General features: G+C 42.9%; 18 protein-coding genes. 7 read left to right on the forward strand and 11 right to left on the reverse strand.

What is annotated here, in order from left to right:
- Positions 1-292 precede the first annotated feature (292 nt).
- The 4 genes from GWP40_RS05890 to GWP40_RS05905 all read right to left on the reverse strand — a co-directional run bounded on the left by GWP40_RS05890 (position 293) and on the right by GWP40_RS05905 (position 3,046).
- Positions 293-1,051, reverse strand: coding sequence for a class I SAM-dependent methyltransferase (locus GWP40_RS05890; protein ID WP_212566446.1), 759 nt, complete (start codon positions 1,049-1,051; stop codon positions 293-295).
- An 18-nt stretch (positions 1,052-1,069) separates the two neighbouring features.
- Positions 1,070-1,921: a CPBP family intramembrane glutamic endopeptidase gene (locus GWP40_RS05895; protein WP_212566447.1), complete on the reverse strand. Its 852-nt coding sequence runs from the start codon at positions 1,919-1,921 to the stop codon at positions 1,070-1,072.
- Between the two features lie 226 nt (positions 1,922-2,147).
- Positions 2,148-2,354, reverse strand: a complete 207-nt coding sequence (locus GWP40_RS05900) for a hypothetical protein (protein WP_230974639.1) — start codon at positions 2,352-2,354, stop codon at positions 2,148-2,150.
- A gap of 140 nt (positions 2,355-2,494) precedes the next feature.
- Positions 2,495-3,046: a histidine phosphatase family protein gene (locus tag GWP40_RS05905; protein ID WP_212566448.1), complete on the reverse strand. Its 552-nt coding sequence runs from the start codon at positions 3,044-3,046 to the stop codon at positions 2,495-2,497.
- A 481-nt stretch (positions 3,047-3,527) separates the two neighbouring features.
- Between GWP40_RS05905 and GWP40_RS05910 the strand changes: the two genes are divergently transcribed.
- The gene (locus GWP40_RS05910) at positions 3,528-3,887 is read left to right on the forward strand and encodes a type II toxin-antitoxin system RelE/ParE family toxin (RefSeq protein ID WP_212566449.1); all 360 of its coding nucleotides are present in this window, start codon (positions 3,528-3,530) and stop codon (positions 3,885-3,887) included.
- On the forward strand, positions 3,880-4,200 hold the full coding sequence (locus GWP40_RS05915) for a helix-turn-helix domain-containing protein (protein WP_212566450.1): 321 nt from the start codon (positions 3,880-3,882) through the stop codon (positions 4,198-4,200). Before GWP40_RS05910 ends, GWP40_RS05915 begins: the two co-directional genes overlap by 8 nt.
- Before the next feature lie 185 nt (positions 4,201-4,385).
- Here the strand turns inward: GWP40_RS05915 and GWP40_RS05920 are convergent, their stop codons facing one another.
- From GWP40_RS05920 to GWP40_RS05930, 3 genes are all read right to left on the reverse strand, one after another.
- Positions 4,386-5,312, reverse strand: a complete 927-nt coding sequence (locus tag GWP40_RS05920) for an alpha/beta hydrolase (protein ID WP_212566451.1) — start codon at positions 5,310-5,312, stop codon at positions 4,386-4,388.
- 31 nt (positions 5,313-5,343) lie between these two features.
- On the reverse strand, positions 5,344-6,174 hold the full coding sequence (locus GWP40_RS05925) for a CPBP family intramembrane glutamic endopeptidase (protein ID WP_212566452.1): 831 nt from the start codon (positions 6,172-6,174) through the stop codon (positions 5,344-5,346).
- 139 nt (positions 6,175-6,313) lie between these two features.
- A complete protein-coding gene (locus GWP40_RS05930) occupies positions 6,314-7,534 on the reverse strand; it encodes an alanyl-tRNA editing protein (protein WP_212566453.1) in 1,221 nt (406 codons plus the stop codon).
- 469 nt (positions 7,535-8,003) lie between these two features.
- Between GWP40_RS05930 and GWP40_RS05935 the strand changes: the two genes are divergently transcribed.
- Positions 8,004-10,103, forward strand: coding sequence for a methyl-accepting chemotaxis protein (locus tag GWP40_RS05935; RefSeq protein WP_212566454.1), 2,100 nt, complete (start codon positions 8,004-8,006; stop codon positions 10,101-10,103).
- A gap of 76 nt (positions 10,104-10,179) precedes the next feature.
- Here GWP40_RS05935 and GWP40_RS05940 read toward each other — a convergent pair whose 3' ends face one another.
- Positions 10,180-11,820 carry a PAS domain-containing protein gene (locus GWP40_RS05940; protein ID WP_212566455.1) on the reverse strand — a complete coding sequence of 547 codons (1,641 nt, stop codon included), beginning with the start codon at positions 11,818-11,820 and terminating at the stop codon, positions 10,180-10,182.
- Between the two features lie 151 nt (positions 11,821-11,971).
- Here GWP40_RS05940 and GWP40_RS05945 point away from each other — a divergent pair, with 151 nt between their 5' ends.
- The 3 genes from GWP40_RS05945 (at position 11,972) to GWP40_RS05955 (ending at position 14,496) form a co-directional block, all read left to right on the forward strand.
- Complete coding sequence (locus GWP40_RS05945; protein ID WP_212566456.1) at positions 11,972-13,939, forward strand: RecQ family ATP-dependent DNA helicase; 1,968 nt, start codon at positions 11,972-11,974, stop codon at positions 13,937-13,939.
- 76 nt (positions 13,940-14,015) lie between these two features.
- Positions 14,016-14,225, forward strand: a complete 210-nt coding sequence (locus tag GWP40_RS05950) for a hypothetical protein (RefSeq protein WP_212566457.1) — start codon at positions 14,016-14,018, stop codon at positions 14,223-14,225.
- Entirely contained in the window at positions 14,218-14,496 is a 279-nt protein-coding gene (locus GWP40_RS05955; protein ID WP_212566458.1) for a type II toxin-antitoxin system YafQ family toxin, read from the forward strand. The genes GWP40_RS05950 and GWP40_RS05955 overlap by 8 nt, the downstream gene beginning before the upstream one ends.
- A gap of 23 nt (positions 14,497-14,519) precedes the next feature.
- Here the strand turns inward: GWP40_RS05955 and GWP40_RS05960 are convergent, their stop codons facing one another.
- Together GWP40_RS05960 and GWP40_RS05965 are read right to left on the reverse strand one after the other, a co-directional pair.
- Positions 14,520-15,728 (reverse strand): YibE/F family protein, encoded by a 1,209-nt coding sequence (locus GWP40_RS05960; protein ID WP_230974640.1) that lies wholly within the window; start codon positions 15,726-15,728, stop codon positions 14,520-14,522.
- Between the two features lie 74 nt (positions 15,729-15,802).
- Positions 15,803-16,183: an Rpn family recombination-promoting nuclease/putative transposase gene (locus tag GWP40_RS05965; RefSeq protein WP_414162768.1), complete on the reverse strand. Its 381-nt coding sequence runs from the start codon at positions 16,181-16,183 to the stop codon at positions 15,803-15,805.
- A 104-nt stretch (positions 16,184-16,287) separates the two neighbouring features.
- Between GWP40_RS05965 and GWP40_RS05970 the strand changes: the two genes are divergently transcribed.
- The gene (locus tag GWP40_RS05970; protein ID WP_212566459.1) at positions 16,288-17,724 is read left to right on the forward strand and encodes a sodium:solute symporter family protein; all 1,437 of its coding nucleotides are present in this window, start codon (positions 16,288-16,290) and stop codon (positions 17,722-17,724) included.
- A gap of 79 nt (positions 17,725-17,803) precedes the next feature.
- Here GWP40_RS05970 and GWP40_RS05975 read toward each other — a convergent pair whose 3' ends face one another.
- The gene (locus tag GWP40_RS05975; RefSeq protein ID WP_330997241.1) at positions 17,804-19,363 is read right to left on the reverse strand and encodes a 5'-nucleotidase C-terminal domain-containing protein; all 1,560 of its coding nucleotides are present in this window, start codon (positions 19,361-19,363) and stop codon (positions 17,804-17,806) included.
- Between the last annotated feature and the right edge of the window lie 41 nt (positions 19,364-19,404).

A 19,404-nucleotide genomic window follows, 5' to 3' on the forward strand; every position in this document is an offset into this window, starting at 1 on the left:
AAAGTTAGATATTCAATTCCATTTCAATACATTCCCATGCGCCATTCGGCATCATATAGGTTATAACTTTTTCTGTTGGTTGAAAACCGGTGGCTTCATAACAATGCCGTGCACGCTCATTATTCGTAAAGACTCCCGCAGAAACCGCCCTATTCTGTCGGCAGACCATTGATAAAGTTGCTTTGTATCCTTAATCCAGCTGCAAATGATTTTGGAATCTTGCGCTTCATATTTTCTTAATACCATGATCGCCTCAATAATATTTTTTTATAAACGACACAACGGATTCTTCTTACTTCACCGCATGTGTTGCAATGAATGAAGGGATATGCAATTCATGCAAGCGTCCTTCTCCGTTCGTGTCTTCGTATATATCGGTGAGTGTGAAACCTGCGCGCAGCTGTCCGCCGATTTGTTCGCTTACTGTATGAGAAAATTGCCAACCGCTGTTCGCTTCTTCAAGCTGTTTGCGGTGCGCTTCGTAAACGAGCGGATTAAATGGAAGTGCGTTGATAATTTTCTCTTCTTTTTGATCGACAATATAATTGATACCGGTATCAAGTCCGCACAGTAACACGCCGCCTTTTTTGAGTATGCGGAAACATTCGGCAAACACCGGTTCAACTTTTTCGATATAGCAGTTGCTTACCGGATGGAAAATAATATCGAAGGATGCATCGGCAAAGGGCAGCGGTTTTGACATATCTGCACGTATAATGTTAATTCGATAACCTTCACGCTCGGCAACAATTCGCTCAGATTCAAGCTGTTTTTCAGAGTAGTCAAGTATCGTGCATTCCGCTCCGGCTGCGGTAAAAATCGGCATTTGCTGCCCGCCTCCCGACGCAAGTCCTAACAGCTTTTTTCCTTTTAAATCACCGAACCATTCACGCGGTACCGCTTTTGTCGGCGTCAATACTACAGACCATTGTCCGTTTTGTGCATTAATATACGTTTCGTGATCAACGGGCTTACCCCATTCCCAGCCTTCTGTAATCCAACGGTCGATCACCGCCGCATTTGCGTCCTGATAATTTTGATGTGTATTCATAAAATGCTCCATATTAATCTATTCCTCAATTTTATGCTTGCTCAATACAGCGAATAAAATAACAATGCAATATCCAATGATTGCAGGTAATCCGCTTTCTATGCCAAATGTACCGCCTGTTATCCATATATTTTCGCTGCGAATGACGTAGGATACTAAGGGAGTAGTATCCGGTTTTACTGAAATACCGAGAATACCGAGAATGAAAAAATTCCATACTCCATGTATTACTATTGAGTTGTTTACCGTATCTTTTGCATATGTAACGGATGAGAACATTATACCGACTGTTATACCGGCAAGTAACAATTGCAGGATATCGATTATGCTCATGCTGCCTGATATATGAAGAAGGGCAAATAATGCAGACGGTACAAATGCGGCAACTTTTCTATTCCATCGTATTTCTACCAACTTCATTATATATCCGCGGAAAAGTATTTCTTCACAAACTCCTGCGGACAATCCGATACTGACAGCAAAGCATATCTTTTCATATATCTTTATGTTATTTACCGATAATGTACCGTTTAGAAAAAAATAATAAAATCCTATAACACAGCATGGTAAAATAATTGAAATAAGAATAAATAATTTTGACGGTTTTACATTATCTATCCGGAAAAAATCCAATCGTTTTTTTAACCCTTTCCGGATATAGAGCGATATCAACAAGAGAAAAAATAGAATATTAAAACAACAGTTTATGATGATAATAATACTATGAACAGTAATAATATTCGAGAAAACATTTGATAATATTGCTGCAACGATATTTGCAATAATAAACAGAATAATACCGATAACACAATGCGCTATGGTCTTTAGACCAAAACGATCATCTTCAATAGCAATAAATGAATTCCACATAAAACATTCCTTTGAAATACAGCAGTTGAGAGAATATCAATTCTCGAAAAATGATGCATTGATGCACGAAAAGTGCACATACAATCTGTGATGTTTGCCGCAAGGTAAACTCATCGGTTAACTTCGGCATCCTTAGACGGAAACACCTATATAACTTGCCAAATAGGGTTTCATACAGGAATCGCCGGAAAGAAGATAAATCAGGGCATTTGTATCAGCCATGTAGTCAATTCCACTCATCTCGCATTTCCTTTTGCATTGTAAGAGCATCAGGCTGTATTTTTATACTGCCAAAATATTTTGATAAATCTTGTTGCGAATGTTTTTCCACATTTTGTTTGTATCGATATAAAATATACTGGACATAATTTTCTATATCTGCAAGATATTCCCGCGGCACTGTTTTTATTTGCTCAAAAAAAGTTTCGTACATAATGACCTCCATTACTAAAATGATTTATCTTAATTATACTTAAAAACATTCTTTTCGCTATCTTTCAGTCCGAATATTCAATTTGCTTACAATTTTTTCTTCTCTTTCGTTTCTCAAATCTCCACTGAGGCGGAACTCCGTCATTGCTTCTCATAAACAAAACATTTTACTATGTCTAAATTTTTTATGTGCATCGGTTTTTGAACGGGATAACGCTGTGCAAGTATGCTCAGCATTGTCCGCATTTGAAATCCGTGACCTACAATCACCGCATTTTTGTTTTCCATTAAAGACATCAATGCTTCGACTTCATGCTTGACCATCCGCTTTGTTCTTTCCTGCCGCGGATTGTTGCAAAACCACTGCATCCGTCCCCAGAATAGCCATCGCCATAGCGAAAGCGGCTTATCAGAATCTCGATACGGATAAATCGGTATTTCCGAAAACTCCGGTAACCGCATCGGTGTTTTATCAGGAAAGAGCAGTGCCGCCGTGTCAATACTTCTTTTTAACGTACTCGTATAAAGTTCAAAATGCTCCGGTAATTCATCTCTGATAGACCGAAGCTGTGAAGCGTTGATCCGTTCTATCGGTGCTTCATCATACTCAGCCTGCGCCTGAGCAAAGCCCTCAGCCGTATATTTCTTTTCCCAATTAAAAAGCACGTGTGCATGCCGTATCAAAATAAGCATTATGGTGCATACCTCATGTGTTCCCGCTACAGTGTGCTTTGTGTGTGTTGAGGATCAATCTTTGTGCAACACTACCGGAGATAGCCAGTGTAACAGAATATGCTCTGTTAGAATCTATTAGAACGAGATAATGATGGTATGAAAAAGAGAGTAAAGAGTCAATAATGGATGATAGGACATCTCTAAAAACGATTCCGGTTTGGCAAACGGACAACTTAATGCATTTCCCTACAGAATCAGACTACAGAATAAGACGAGATAGACTTGCGGGTTTTAGAGGTTCCCGAATGGTTGACAAACCCCTATTTTATAGGGTATATTGCAAAGGGAACCTCTAAAAACTTCAGTTTTTTAGAGGTTTTCCTTAGATTATTTTGCGATGTTTTTTGATAAGTCGTAATAATGTAAAGACTTATCAAAAATACTCGTCGGGCATCTCTAAAAATCTAACCAAGTTTTTAGAGATGCCCTAAAGTGTAAGATGAGAAGAGAATTTATAGAAACGCCATCGTTCACAAAAAGATGGTTTGCACTTGGATTTAATGATGATGATTTGGCTGAATTGCAACAATTCCTTATCAAAAATCCGGAGGCAGGCGATATAATGATTAGAACAGGCGGTTTGAAAAAAATCCGATATGCTTTTCAGGGTAGAGGCAAAAGCGGAAGTGCCAGAGTTTGCTATGTTGATTTTGCAACTTTTGCAAAAACATACCTGATTCAAGTGTTTTCAAAAGAAGAAAAACCGAATCTAACCGATACGGAAAAGAATGCAGTAAAAAAAGTTATCGGTGTTTTAAAAACAGAAGCTGCAAGGAACTGGAGGAAAGAACATGAGTGATTTTTTTGATAGTCTAATGACCGGCTTAAATGAAGCGGTTGCTATTGAACGAGGTGAGTTAAAAGGCCGTAAAACCGTGTATGAAATTCAACCTATAAAAAAATATAATAACATTGAAATAAAACACATAAGAAATTCCGTTGGGATGACACAGGTTTTGTTTGCAAATTACATGGGTGTTTCAACCAAGACGGTAGAAGCATGGGAAAAAGGAACAAATCGTCCAACCGGTACCGCATGCCGTTTAATCAGTATGCTGGAAAATAAAACATTTGAAACACTGCCTTTTGTAAAAAGGATAGCAAGTGCGTAATCAACACTTCGGTGCATCTTGCGATAGTTTGTACAATACGCAGTAACCTATCGCAAAAAAGCTTAACCGCGAAATGCTCATTGGTACAATGCCAGTTGATATATGCCGAATCGGAAAAGTAAGTGCGTAAGCGCTCGGCATCCTGTTTTAATACTGCGTTCAAAAAATCTTGTATGTTCATAGTTTTACCTTTCTTGTAGCGTTTTGTTTATAAAGGAAATAATTGCTTCTTCAAGCTGTGTAATACCCGGCTGTTCAATCGGAAAATGCCCCGCGTTTTTAAGCGTGCATAGTTGTTTTTGACTCCGTACGCGATCAAAAAAAAGGCGGCTTATCCATTCGGGTGTCCAGCGATCTTTTTCAGGATGACAAAGCAAAAGCGGAATTTCAAATGCTTCAGGCTCTACGGCAGGAATGCTTTCCATCATCGAACATAACAAACCAAGATGCACGGAAGATCCTGCTCCCCTTTTATCCTGCAGCAACAAAGAAAGTACCCGGTCGTTGTTGACGATTGCTTTCATATTCGTTATCGCCTTTACCGGAATTTTTAAGTGCCTTATCTGCTTCGGTATAAAACGTAAAAGCGGCAAAGCGATACGCGCCTGCAATTTGTTTTTTGCCGAATAGTTACGCACCGGCTTTAAGCGATTATCTAACAGGGTGGTAACGATGATGCCGGAAACACCATGAGCTAAGCAAGCGATGTTGTATGCGAGCATGCCGCCTGCACTCAACCCCAGCACAAAAAGCTTTTTCGAGTGTAGCAATTCCTGTCGTACAATGTGCACACCGGTATCGATCCATGTTTTATAAGACGGTATGCCCTCGTATTCGGTATAGCCGTACCCCGGCAAATCCGGACAGACAACCTTATAGCCGCGCTTTGCCAGAGGAGCTGCAATAAACGACAGGAGCCGACCGTTCCCGCCGACACCGTGGAACAGCACGAGCGTAACACCGTTGTTGCTATGTTCGTTGTATATGTCGAGATGGATGTTCGTTCTGTCGAATGTGCTGAACATTTCGGAAGGAGCGCATGAAATGCTTATCCTGTTGCGTTCGGGCAAAAACGCTTGAAGTTTTTGCCATGTTTCATCGTTTGTATACATGCAGCGCTCCTTCATTCGTGTGGAGACTTTACTACCTACAATCTTTTTTATGCAGATAGACAAATAGAACAATTATAAACGACACGGATTGGGCAATTGCAATTCTTAAAAATATCAATTCATCACACCCCGTAGAAGAAACAATATGAAAAATATTAATGATTGTATTATTTATAAAGTGATCACCCATTGCCATATAAATAGAGCCGGTCAATTTTGTTAATAAAGCAAATTTAAATCCGATAAATCCGGACGCAGTAACCAACAGAATAATATTTACATACATACCTTCAATACTGCTGCTGCCGTCAAAATAGTTTCTTACAGGTCCGATAAAATGCCATAACCCAAACAAAACAGAAGTAATAAGCACAGATACAAAAAATGTATGATTTTTCTCAAGCATTTTTGTAAACAGGCCTCTGAATATCCCTTCTTCCATAATCACATTAATGATATTCCCGATAATACAAATTACAAAAAAGAGTAGTGAAGTTTGATTTCCTATATTTTTATCTACAGAATAAGAACTGACATATAATTGTAATGACTGAAAATTTTTATTTGAAACAGCTATAACAATCTCTATACTATAAGCTAATACATATATACAAATTCCAAACAGCAATCCCATCAATGTATATTTTACAGCTCTATTTTTATTAAATCCGATATCTTGCGCTTTAAAGTTATATAATTTAGCTGCTATGAATAAAACAACTATCCCCAAAAGTTTGTGTAAAAATGCCTCTCCCCAAAATGTTTGATCCGTACGAATAATAAAATACTCTATAAATCGGAATATAAAGCACAATATATAAATCACAAGAACGGCAAACAAAGGTTTATTGATTTTCGTCATCTCTTATTTTCTCCCATGATTTCTTCATCTTCATTCTTATCGGCAATGACAGTTAATCTGCCTTTCCATGATGATAGTGTTAATCTCTTTTTTCAGAGTGCTTCTCCCCTATGGCTGATTCATCTAGTTATACAGGATACTATCCTCGTGCCCTGCTCAACAAGCCGGTAAGTGTTTCCTCAATAAGCTCCTTCCCCGCAAAATACGTTCCTTGAATGGCAGAACTGCTTCCGCCGCCGCGGCCGTTGAGCTGTTGGTTTAATGTTTTTATGTGCGGTTTTAAATCGATGGCATTGCTGACGATGACGTAATTGTATGCTGCCGGTTGTAGTCCTTCCGGTTCAACGGCAACCGCTGATAATGCTGCGCAAGTGTGCATTTTTCCTGTTGCTAGAAGCAGATTGCAGAACGAGCGTAGATATTCGATACTGAGATTATCTTCAAAATAAAGAGGCGCGCCCTCAGTATTTGCCGCCGACTCCGCTTTCTGTTTTAGATATTTTTCAGTCATCTCGTGCAGCAGTTGCTGTAGTTTTCCTTTTTCGGCATTTAATTTTTCCACCGCTTCATGCACTTCGGAGGGCTTTGCCGATAAGCAGCGGGAGATAGCCCGTACTTGCGCCATCTCTTGTTCATACGCCAGCACCGCCTTTCTGCCGCAGAGCACTTCCAAACGGACGCCCTTTTTGCGGTTTGTAAAGTTGAGGATTTTAATCAAACCGATCTCGCCGGTTGCTGTAACATGCGTGCCGCAGCAGGCGCAGGCATCAAGTCCCGGAATGGTGATAATGCGTACGGTACCCGAAAGTTCTTTCTTGCTGCGGTATTGCATTGTCTTACGTTCTTCATCGTTCGGAAAGCTTTCTTGAATCGGAAGATTTGCACGGACAATTTCATTGGCACGCTGTTCCGCATCGAGTACCTGCTCGTCGGTCAACGGACCGCTAAAGTCGATGGTGATAAAACTTTCCCCCATGTGGAAACCGACGTTTTCGTACCCGTAGGTTTGTGCGAGGATGCCGGTAAGGATATGCTCGCCCGAATGTCCTTGCATATTGTCGCAGCGGTTTATCCAGTCCAATACTCCCTGAACCTTTGTTCCTACGGTAAGTTCTCCGTCGGCAATATGCACGATGCGTTCACCTGCAAATTGCGTATCCGATATTCGGACAGTCTTCTCAGGTTGTCCTTCCGCAATAAGGCTGCCCCTGTCGCCGGGCTGTCCGCCCCCTTCGGGATAAAATGCCGTATCCGACAGTTCTATCTCATACCCTCTCTCGGTTTTTAAACAAGCAGTTACCGTTGCATCGAATTCTTTGATATACGGTTTTTGATAATACAGTGCATTAAAGTTTTCCATAAATATTCCTTGTGTCGAGTAAGTTCATTATACTCCGATACGGCAATAAATCCAATCATCTTTTATCTGTCGAATATAAGGTAAACGCTTAAAACTATCTGATGCGGTTACCTTCCGTTTGCACAAAATTTTGCATAAAATTTTGTGCTATTTTTTTTAAGAAGGATAAACGCATCAGGTAGAGTAGATAAAAAGCGCAGAAGCAATGGGGTTGTGAGACCATTTGAACCATCTTCAACTGTTGTACATCCGTGTACAACAGTTGAAGGCGAGTTTTGTGCCTGCACAAAACATCGCTGCTGTATGGAACCACTACCCTCCTTGGCAGTTCTGTTTGAACAACCCCATTGCTTCTGCGGGGTTACTAAAAAACGGCATGGTGCGTTTATCCTGATATCGAATATGTATTGTCATCTCCATTAAACTTAGATATAGTAGTTATATTATTCGTGTGGAGGTACTTCTTTTTATGCGGGAAAAGAAAATTTTTTCTATTCGTAAAAAACTGCTTATTATTTTTGGAACATTGATTACGGTAGCCGGTGTTATACAAGGTTCGTTAGCGCGGTATACTGCGCAGCGCGCGCTTACGGCACGGGTTAATGCGCATCTTATCGATAAAGTAAACGATATTGCTTCGTTCATTAATAGTGATATTCAAGTGGATTTCAGTTTCTTAAGTGGATTTATGCACAATACGGCAATGAAGGATCCTTCGGTATCTTTTACGGAAAAGACGCGAATCGTACGTAACGATATCGACTATGCCGACAGCCTCAATTTTTTTAATATATGTGATACCAAGGGAAATAGCTATTATGCCGACGGTACGGTTACTTTTGTTGGGGATACGGACTGGTATAAGAGTGCGGTGGACGGGAAGCCTTTTATCACCGAGCCTCACATTTCGCCGCACACTAAAAAACTGGAAGTCATTTTAGCCGTTCCGCTGTTAGATAACGATGATAACGTTGTTGCTGTTTTGGGTGCTGGGTTGGGCGGAACCGTTATTTGCGATACCATATCCGAAATCAAAATCGGCAAAACGGGAAATTGCCATATTTTAGGGAAAGATGGAACAACTATTGCGCATAAGGATACGTCAATTGTGGAGGAGCAACAAAATACACAGGAATTGGCAAAGACAGATAGTTCCTTTGCATCCATCGCAGAATTTCAGCGGCAAGCTGTTTCGGATTCTTCCGACGGTATCGGTTATTATACTTATGACGGTAAAAAACATATAGCAGCCTATACGAAAATGCCGCGTACGCAGTGGATAATTATTATTGCCGCTCCGGCAGAAGAGTTCCTCGGTGTAATTACGGATTTTCGTAAAATGGTCATTATCATCAGTATTATCATATTGGCTGTAACACTGACAATTATATTTTTTATTGCAGCGAAGATGGTTGCCCCCGTTCAGACAGCTGTTAATGCGTTGAAAGATATTTCGCAAGGAGAAGGCGATCTTACAGTGCAGCTTCCTCTCATCGGGAATGATGAGGTAACGCGGCTATCCGAATATTTTAATGAGACGATTAAAAAGATTAGAACCGCCATACAATCTATCGACAACAATGCCGGAATAATGCGGTCAATCGGCGATGAACTTGCTCAGAATATGAGCGAGACTGCACAAGCTGTCCATAAGATAAATGAGAATATTGACGGCGTAAAACAGCAAGCGTTGACGCAGACTGCAAGCGTCGGAGAAACGGCTGCAACGGTTGAAGAAATTATCAAGACGATACGGCAATTAAATACCCGCATAGAAAGCCAGTCGGCAAGCGTATCTATTTCTTCTTCCGCTATAGAAGAGATGGTCGCCAATATCGCATCGATTACCGATACGCTTGAACAAACGGACGGGGTTATTAAAACGCTTGCGGAAGCAACCGCCGACGGACGGGAAATCATCGTGAATACCGGTACCGTTACTCAAAAAATTGCCGAAGAGTCAGGCAGCTTGATGGAAGCATCAAGTGTGATTCAACATATCGCATCTCAAACGAACTTGCTTGCAATGAATGCCGCTATCGAAGCAGCTCATGCCGGTGAGGCTGGAAAGGGGTTTGCGGTTGTTGCCGACGAAATACGCAAACTTGCAGAAGATTCCGCCGCGCAGGGTAAAACAATTACCGCAACGCTTAAAACGTTGACTGTAGAAATCGAAGGACTTTCTACTTCTTCAAAAGTTGCCGGCGAAAAATTTGCTACTATTTTTACGCTTTCCGATCAGGTAAAAAATATGAGTACCCGTTTAACTGAGTCGATGAGGGAACAGGAAAACGGAAGCCGCGAAGTATTGGAGGCAATTAAAAATATCAGCGAGGTAACCGTTGAAGTGGAAGCCGGATCAGGCGATATGCTGAAAGGTGGAGAAGGGGTTGCGCACGAAATGCAAAAACTCGACGGGCTTACAAACACAATCGCTGCGAGTATGAAAGAAATGGCGGCCGCGGCAGTGCAAATCAATAATGCAATTCAAGGTGTAAAAGAAATCACCAATAAAAACAAACGAAGTATTGAGAATTTAGCGCAGGAAGTATCTAAGTTTAAAATATAAGAGGCGAGCTTTGTCCTCCGATTTTCCTCTTGAGTAATTAGACCTCATAATTACTCAAGAGGCGTTTTTTACACGCTTATTTTTGTATCCGTTTTTTTATTTCTGCAATTAAAGTATTCAGCTCGACGCCGGCGCGTTCGCTTGCAATCTTAATTGTCGCTTTCGGCAGCATGATCCGTGCAAGCGGTGTTTTCAGCATTTTAAACTTGGGACTGATTTCTTCCATTTGATCCTTTAACGCAGGATAATCTTCAAAGATATCTTTTAAAAGCGTATCGGCGGTAATATCCGCTGCGGAAAGTTTTTTATCCCGCTGCGGAGATTCGGAACTCTGTGTATGTGACGTACCGGCTGCGCATTTCGCATCGGCGGCACCACCGTTATGAGATTCATTTGAGTTTTCTTGGATAACAGTTTGGCCATTTATTTCGCCGCTTTTTTTCCACGTCAGCAGTGTTTGCGAATCGGTTAGGCTGCGGATATGCGTGCAGTCCTGCATCATTTCGAGAATGCCGCGAAATTTGCCTTGTTCGTCGCGGACTGCCGTATACAGGATGTAGATAAAGATGCCGGGTTTATTGATCCAGAATTCCGCAGAGTCCTGTTCGCCCGATCGGAACTTTTCAATAATCTCTTCGACGATATGCACGCTTGCCCGCGGGTGGCAGTTTTTAACATTCCGCCCGATGACATTTTTGCTGCGCGGAAATACGCGGTGCTCCGTATCGGAATAAAAGCAGACCATTTCATTTTCGTCTACATACGAAAGATCGACCGGTAGGTGCCGGTAAATCAAATTGATTTGTTCGAGTGTCAACTTACCGGTTGCCACGTCAAAAACTGAACTGGTTTCACTGCCGACATTTAAACCGTGCTTGCGTAATACTGCCGCTAAATCCTCCGTTAAGGAAGAAGCAGTGCCGGTAGAGCCCTGCGTTTGCGTATCGTGTGCCGTTTGTGCGGAATTGTTTTTAGCCGTTGAACTATGTGCTCCGCTGTCGTTTATCCACGCAAAGCCGATTTCTTTGTCTCCCGATTTCATCTCTTCAAATTCTTTTTCATTGATCATCGCAAGCGAAGTAGGATACAAAATTGCTTCTTCTTTTTGCAGTAAGTCGCGTACATCGGCAACAATCGAAGATTGCACCGCAATAAATTGATCGTCGGCATCGTCTTCAAGTAATTTTCGCGCATCACGGATTTCATCTCGGATAAAATTATCCAGCGTCCACATTGTTGTCGTAGGTCGGTCAAAGCCTTTTTTTTCCAAAATGGAATAGAGCTGATTTTGTTTGCGGGACAGGTGTATTCTGAACTGATCCAGCCGGTCATATATGCCGAGCCACTGATTTTTGATAAGCGGATATTGAACGAGGTCTTCAATTTCCAATAGGATTTTTTTCAGTGCATCGTTTTCACGGTAATAGCACATGATAGGATGATCGTCGGGTAAGTCGGGGCGGCTCGTATCCATAATGTCCTCAAAAAGCTCAAGCATCTTTTGAATGTCTTCTTTTTGGCATTCATTTTCGTCAAACTCTTTAAGTTCCTGCTCTGCGAGGGCGATCTCGTACGGTTTTAAGGAACCGACTTTTTCCTTTAATATCCGTTTAGCATCCGTCAAGCTGATTTTGCCTGCGTTATAGTCATTCTTCAGCTGAAGAACCGTTTTTATCTTTGCATCATTTACTGAATCTAAATGGCGTTTCATTTCCATAGGTGTCCTCCGTATAAAGACTGTAGTTTCTTATTTCCGGAAGCGATAAGAGATATCTGTTAGTCTTTATTTACAATGAAGATAAGGAAATATCTAAGATGCGTCAAGTCAATCTCTTCTGCAAGCCGCATGGAATAGATATAATCGCTTTATGGAAAAACACGATGAACTGCTAAAACACGCTCATACTGTGCTTAAAACAACATTCGGTTACAATGAGTTCCGTCCTATGCAAAAGGAAGTGATTGCCTCCGTGCTGTCGGGGCGTGATACGCTTGCTGTTATGCCGACCGGCGGCGGAAAATCGTTGTGCTATCAAATCCCTGCGCTTTTGTTCGGCGGTATTACGCTTGTTGTTTCTCCGCTCATTTCACTCATGCAGGATCAAGTTGCTTCCCTCGTAGAAAACGGTGTGAGTGCAGTTTTTTTGAATAGCTCGCTTGAATGGGGCGAGTATCTCGATGCGGTGCAGCGTATTAAATCGGGGAGTATTAAACTGGTATACCTTTCTCCGGAAGCGCTTACGGCGGAGCGCACGCAGTCTATACTGCATGATGCAAGCCTACCGGTTAGCTGCATTACCATTGACGAAGCTCATTGCATTAGCGAGTGGGGGCACGACTTCCGCCCCGGCTATTTGGAGATTGCAAATGTTCGTGTGCAGTTTAGAGATGCGGTTTGTCTTGCGCTTACGGCAACTGCAACAGCACAGGTGCAGGAAGATATTGCGTCAAATCTCCGTATGAAAACGCCGGAAGTTTTTGTCGCCGGTTTTAACCGCGCAAATATTTTTCTTGAAGTGCGTCCCAAGCGAAATGCGCTACGCGAGGTTATAGACTGCCTTGAACAACACAGCGGTGAAAGCGGAATCATTTATTGTTTTTCGCGCAAGCAAGTTGATACGCTCACCGAACAGCTGACGGCTTCCGGCTACTCGGCGCTCAATTATCACGCAGGGCTTTCCGACGAAGAGCGAAGAAATCATCAACAGCAATTTATCCGCGACAAGGTACGGATTATGGTTGCAACGGTTGCATTCGGTATGGGAATTGATAAACCGAACGTCCGCTTTGTTATCCATTATGATTTACCGAAATCGCTCGAAGAATATTATCAGGAGATTGGACGTGCTGGGCGCGACGGACTTGCCTCCCACGCCCTGCTTTTATATAGCGCAGGCGATGCTCGGAAGATACGTTTATTCTTTGAAGAGGCTGCGGATAGCGCTCACTCCGAACGGCTCTTGCAGGCAATGCTCAACTTTGCCTCGGCGCGGACATGCCGCCGTCATTTCCTGTTGTCGTATTTTGGAGAGCGGTTTGTTCCGGCGGCAGCTAACGGGAAACCCGAAAACCCTGACGTAGAACCGGAACACATCGGAGGTGAATCCGAAAACGTTGGCGGACAGACTGGTTCTTTTCCATGCTGCGATGTGTGTTCCGCGCCGCCGTCTCCGCTGACAGATGTTACCATTCCAGCGCAAAAATTTATGAGCTGCATTTACCGCACGCAATCGCGGTTCGGGCTTTTGTATATTGTCGATGTGCTGCTCGGCTCAAAGCAAAAGCGGATTCTCGAAAACGGACATGATAAACTGTCAACATGGGGAATCGGGCGGGAGCTTTCAAAAGAGGATTGGTTTGCGCTGTCCGATGCGCTCATCTATGCGGGACTTATCGAAAAAACCGGTGATTACAATGTGCTCATCATAACCGAGAACGGTAAACGGACGCTTGCATCCCGCGCAAAAATCGAACTTCCGGTCGATCTTATTGGGCAGAGTGGGATGAATCAGGCAGAATCTAAAAAGGCCGGCATTGACTCTAAAAAGAACGGTATCGCACATAAAAAAGGAGAATATAAACGAGGCGAATTTTTGCGCAACTTGAGTGCTGATGATGCAGGCTTGTATGAAGCGATAAAAGACTGGCGCAGACATGCCGCCGAAGAAGAAAATGTTCCACCCTACGTTATATTCGGCGATAGAACAATCGAAGACCTCATCCTCAAAAAGCCGCGCACGGTACGTGAATTGCTAAACGTATTCGGTATCGGCGAAATAAAAGCAGAAAAATTCGGCTCGGCGCTTTTGCGTCTTGTGGAAAATACGGGGAGGTAACCGCATTACGAGGGATATGTTCTATTTTCTATTATCGATAAATAGTATATAGTTATGTTAAAGGAGACCGGCAATTATGACTATTACGTTAAAAAATGCAGATGAGCGTTTTTTGCAGGTATTAGAGAGCCTCTTACCGTTTAAAAAAGATATTGAAATCTTTACCGACTATGACGAAATTCCCAATGAGCAAACTGCACAGATATTAAAAGAATCTCAAGAGGGAAAAAACTTAAGCCCTCTCTATATATCTACCCAAGAATTGATGGATGCTTTAAATGCGTAATGTCCGATATACAGCTCAATTTAAAAAAGATTATAAGCTTGCCGTTAAGCGAGGCTATAATCCAAAAGAGCTTGAAAAAGTAATCGACTTGTTAAAAACGGGAGAACCGTTGCCTCGGATATACAAAGATCACTCGCTTTCCGGTGAGTGGAGAAATTACTGCGACTGTCATATCCGTCCTGATTGGATATTGATTTATAGAATAATCGAAGATTCGCTCATTCTTGAGTTAACGAGAACCGGCACTCACAGCGATTTATTTAAAAAATAACTGTTTTATACCTTATTCCCTCATTACAATTTACGATGAAATCTCCCTACAAGGCGCACCGTAATCGGGATGGTGCAGATAAGCCCGATGCTTCCGGCAACTGCGCGCAGTACCTCAGAGGCTAAAAGTTCGAGGTTGATAATTTCGGTAAATCCGTTGGAGAATAGAATAAACAGCAGCAGTACCGGAATGGAGGTGCTGACGTACGCTAAAATCAGTGTGTTCGACATTGAGCCGATAATGTCTCGGCCGATATTCATACCGGATTTTATCAGTTGCTTTTTTGATATGTCGGGGCTTACGGAAATAATCTCCCACATTGCCGATGAGATGGACATTGCCACATCCATCACCGCGCCGAGCGCACCGATCATAATACCTGCAAACAACAACCCCTGATAGTCAATCCTACGGTGCTGCGGTATAAAGGCAAGCATTTGCGCGTCCTCGTTTCCAAGCCCTGTCAGCATAAGTATCTTACCGGCAATAAATGCGAATATCCCTGCGATGATAACCCCGCCGATTGTACCTATGATAGCCGTATATGTTTTTTTATTGTTGCCGCTGATGATCAGCAGCGTGATAACCGTTGCGGAACTGCATACGGCAAGCGCCAATAAGATCGGATTAAAACCCCGTATAATGCACGGGAGAAAAATACCGAAAATAAGGCCTACGGTAATGCCGAGCGTAATCAATGCTTTGAGACCGTTTTTTTTGCCGACGATAATAAGCGCCGCTGCAAAGAGTACGATGAGTGCATAGACTTTTGTGTCCCGTGCACGCTCATAGATTTTTAAGTTTATTATCTTTCCGGTTTCTTCATCTTCGTCCACCTGCAGTATCATTTTTTCATGGAGCCGGAAGATAAGCCGGTACGGAATTGCCAGTTCAATAGTGTTTCGAACGGTATACACTTCGCCCTTATGCTTGCCGGTTAAAATTTCTATTTTTAAATGCTGATACCGGAAGTCGGATTCAATCGGAACATCCGGCCTACTTTCCGCAAGGTCATCATAGACAATCTCGATAACCCGCGCTTTTACTACCTGATTCTTCGGCAGGTTAAGTTGCGTATCGTAATACTCCGCCAAGCCCTTATCTTTCGCATCCGTTTCGGCGCTTGCATTTTTTGTAGTATCTTGCGCATAAAGCTGAATACATACGGATAGGCAGGCAAGCGCCAGAAGTAAGATTTTTTTAGCCTTTAAGTAAATATTCGTTTTCCTCATAATGTTGGGATAATCGCTCTACAAAATATAATGCCGGTTATAGCAATTGTATACTATAATCGGCTGATTACCTATTAGTTAAGTGATTCTACTTCGGCGAGGGAGAGTCCGGCAATTTTGCAAATATCACTGAGCGGATAGCCCATAGTAAGCATCGTTTTTGCCGTTTCGAGTGCTTTTTGATGAGCGCCGTGTGCTTCGCCTTCAGCTCTACCTCGTTCAAGACCTTTCCGTTCAGATTCGCTTATCATTGATAGCCGGTCGCTCTCATATTCCCACGCTGCCTCATACCGCTTACGTTCTTGCTCATCCAGATAAAAGATATCCATCACTCGATTTGCCTTCGTCATTACCGGATTTCCCTGTGCTAGCATTTGCCTTACCTCCTTATCGTCTGTTTTGATAAACATAAGCCATTTCTCTAAGCTTGTCAAATTATTTTTGTTTCGGAATATGTGAAAACCAAAAGTGGCGAATTATAAAAAACTATAGTAGTATGTATCTATGGGATTTCGAAAATTTTAGTTGACTTGTAGAGATGCCCATAATAGGAGGAACCATGAATACGATGGTATTGGTCATTGTCGTCGCCTATCTTTTATTGATGCTTTTTATCGGTTGGGTGTCTTCAAAAAAGATTAAAACGAACGAAGATTTTATGGTAGCCGGAAGGCGGCTCGGACCGATTTTAATGGCAGGAACATTGACTGCTACAGAAATTGGTGGAGGGAGCTCACTCGGTGTCGCCGAAAAGTCCTTCACCAACTGGGGCTTGAGTGCGTTTTGGTACGTTGCAACGATGGGTATTGCCTATATTGTGCTTGCAGTATTTGCACCCCGTTTGCGCCGGACAATGGTTAAAACCGTACCTGAATATTTTAGACGCCGGTACAGCGGTTCGGCTGGGCTGATTACAGCAATTATTATGATTTTACCGCTGATCGGTTTAACGGCCTCACAGTTTATCGCTTCGGCAACAATCGTATCTTTTATGCTGAATATCAATTATCCCGTAGCGGTCATTATCGTTGCCATTGTTGTTACCGCATATTCGATTATGGGCGGTCTATGGAGCGTTACCATTACTGACTTTGTGCAGGTGTTTTTGATTATTCTCGGTATGGCGCTTGCACTGCCGTTCTCCCTGAATCTTGCAGGCGGTATGCAGGCGGTCGTAGCAAATGTTCCGCCCGACACATTCAATCCGTTTAAAGGTATCGGTATCGGTGCAATTATTTCAATGATCGTTATGTATATTGCATCGTTTTCGGTTGGGCAAGAAGCGGTCTCGCGCTATTATGCTGCTCGTGATGAAAAAGCTGCCGTACAAGGGTCAATTATTTCTGCAATACTGAACTTTGTATATGCCTTTATTCCAACGCTTCTCGGTATCATTACGTTGGCGCTTATCAATATGAAAAAAATAGACGGAGATATCATACTGAGCCAAGGTCCAAAATACGCGCTGCCGCATTTAGCAATGGCGACAATGCCTGCATTGATTGTAGGACTTCTCTTTTCCGGTATTATTTCTGCAACGATGTCGAGCGCCGACTCAGACTTGCTAGGCGCCGGTTCCATATTCGGAAACGATATTTACAAAATTTATATTAAACCGAATGCGACAAACAAAGACGTTATGCGGGTTACGCAAATCACCATGCTGATAGTCGGTATATTCGGTATGCTTATCGCCCTGTTTAACACAGGCAGCATCATTAAACTACTGCTGTTCTCGTTTACGCTACGAGCAGCGGGGGCTTTCTTCCCGTATGTTATGGGGCACTACTGGAAGCATGCCTCGAATATCGGCGCTATAGCTTCACTCATTGCCGGAAGCATTGTAGTTATTATTCTTGAACAAACGAAGACTTCGCTTTTCGGCCTTGATCCCATCATTCCGGGATTGGCGATTAGCTTTATCTGCTTTATTATTTGCAGTAAAGTATTCAAACCGACGGTCGAAAGTCTTGAATTAGCGGAAGAGAAAGACTAGGGGAAAACCGCTAAAAAATAAACCTGTTCGGAAACTTCCGTTTCTGAACAGGTTTAATATAAGCCGATTACAGCACCATTTATTTGCTGATATCTTTGATGTAATCCGGAGCTTTCGGCGTAATGGTTTTTGCCGCTTTAATTTCATCGATTAAGCAGTCGCGGATCGGAACGTATGTTTCGACGACGTTCGTTGCCTTCGAGAAATCGTATTTATCGCCGCCGGTAAACATAAAGTCATTGACAACAACCTTATATGTTTTATCCATATCGAGCGGAGTACCGTCTGCCAATGCGATAGAAGTTACTCTGCTTTCAAAAGGCTTGGTACCGTCGTATTCAACCTTTAATCCTGCAAACTGTCCGTCGGTGATATTCGGGTTCATAATACCGTGATCAATTGCCTTTTTGATTTCAGAACCGGGGAGATCGAATACTACCAAGTAGTTGTCAAACGGCATGATTTCGTACAGATCGCCAACGGTGATCTTTCCCGCCGCAAGCGTTCTGCGTAATCCTCCACCGTTTTGAATACAGACGTCTGCTTTTGCGACTTTCCGCTGAGCTTCGGAAGCCCATACGCCAAGCAAGGTGTTGCTGCCCTTATCCTTTCTTTCGTGCGTAAACTCGGCAGCAGCAGTACCGATAACTTCGCCTAAAATCGGTTTTAAGTCGGCATCGTATCTCGCAAACACGGTTTTACCTTCCTCATCTTCAACGATAGTATCCTTATGCTTCCAAATTTCATCCAGTGCAGGGGTAATCGAAGCGATGTTTTTATTTTCATCAAAGGTGATGCTGAGTTTCCCGACTGCACGTCCGTAGCAGTAAGCCTGCATAATCGGCATACCTTCTACAACGCCCTGTACCGGACGATGGCTGTGCGCTGACAATATCGCGTTTAATCCCTTAATTTGAGCAAGCGCGACTGCCTTTCCGGTAATTTCTTCCCCCTTCTGATCGGAATCGATGTGGGTTAATGCGATGATGGCATCCGGTTTTCCTTCTTTTGCCTTTCCTGCCAACAGGTAGTCAACCCATTGCTGTCCGGCGCTCACAGGATCGGTAAATTCCAAACCGCTTACGTGTTCAGCCTTTGTGAGGGTTACCGTATCGGGATGAGCTAGACCGACAAACGCAATTTTATAACCGCCTTTGGTAATAATCGCGTACGGCTTTGCCCACGAGACAGGCTTTTTGGTGTTTTTGTCGACGATATTCGCTGCCAAGAAGGTAAAATTGCCGTCTTTCTGCCATTCCTTCATGTGCGTTACGCCCCAGTCAAACTCGTGATTGCCGACTGCACAAACAGCTACGCCCATCGCCTTCATCATTGCGGAAACCGGTGCACCGTAGGTCAAATTGGAAATCGCGGTACCTTGGTAGTTATCGCCGCCCGCTACGACAATCGTATTCGGGTTTTCCCTTTGTGCGGTGTGCACATAGCCGAGCAGCTTTGCCATACCGGCATTTTTTCCTTTACCGGGGCGGGCATCTTCCGCGACGTTACCGTGGAAGTCGTTGAATAACAGCACATCCACCTGATTAGCAGGCGCTGTTGCTTCAATAGCGCTGTATTGCATCGGTACGGGCGCTGGAACGTGTTCTGTCTCGGTTGTTTTACACGATACGAACAGCATAAATACTGCCGCCAATGCAACAAATAATGTTTTAAAAACTT

The sequence above is a fragment of the Treponema vincentii genome, assembly GCF_018336815.1.
Classification (GTDB): Bacteria; Spirochaetota; Spirochaetia; order Treponematales; family Treponemataceae; genus Treponema.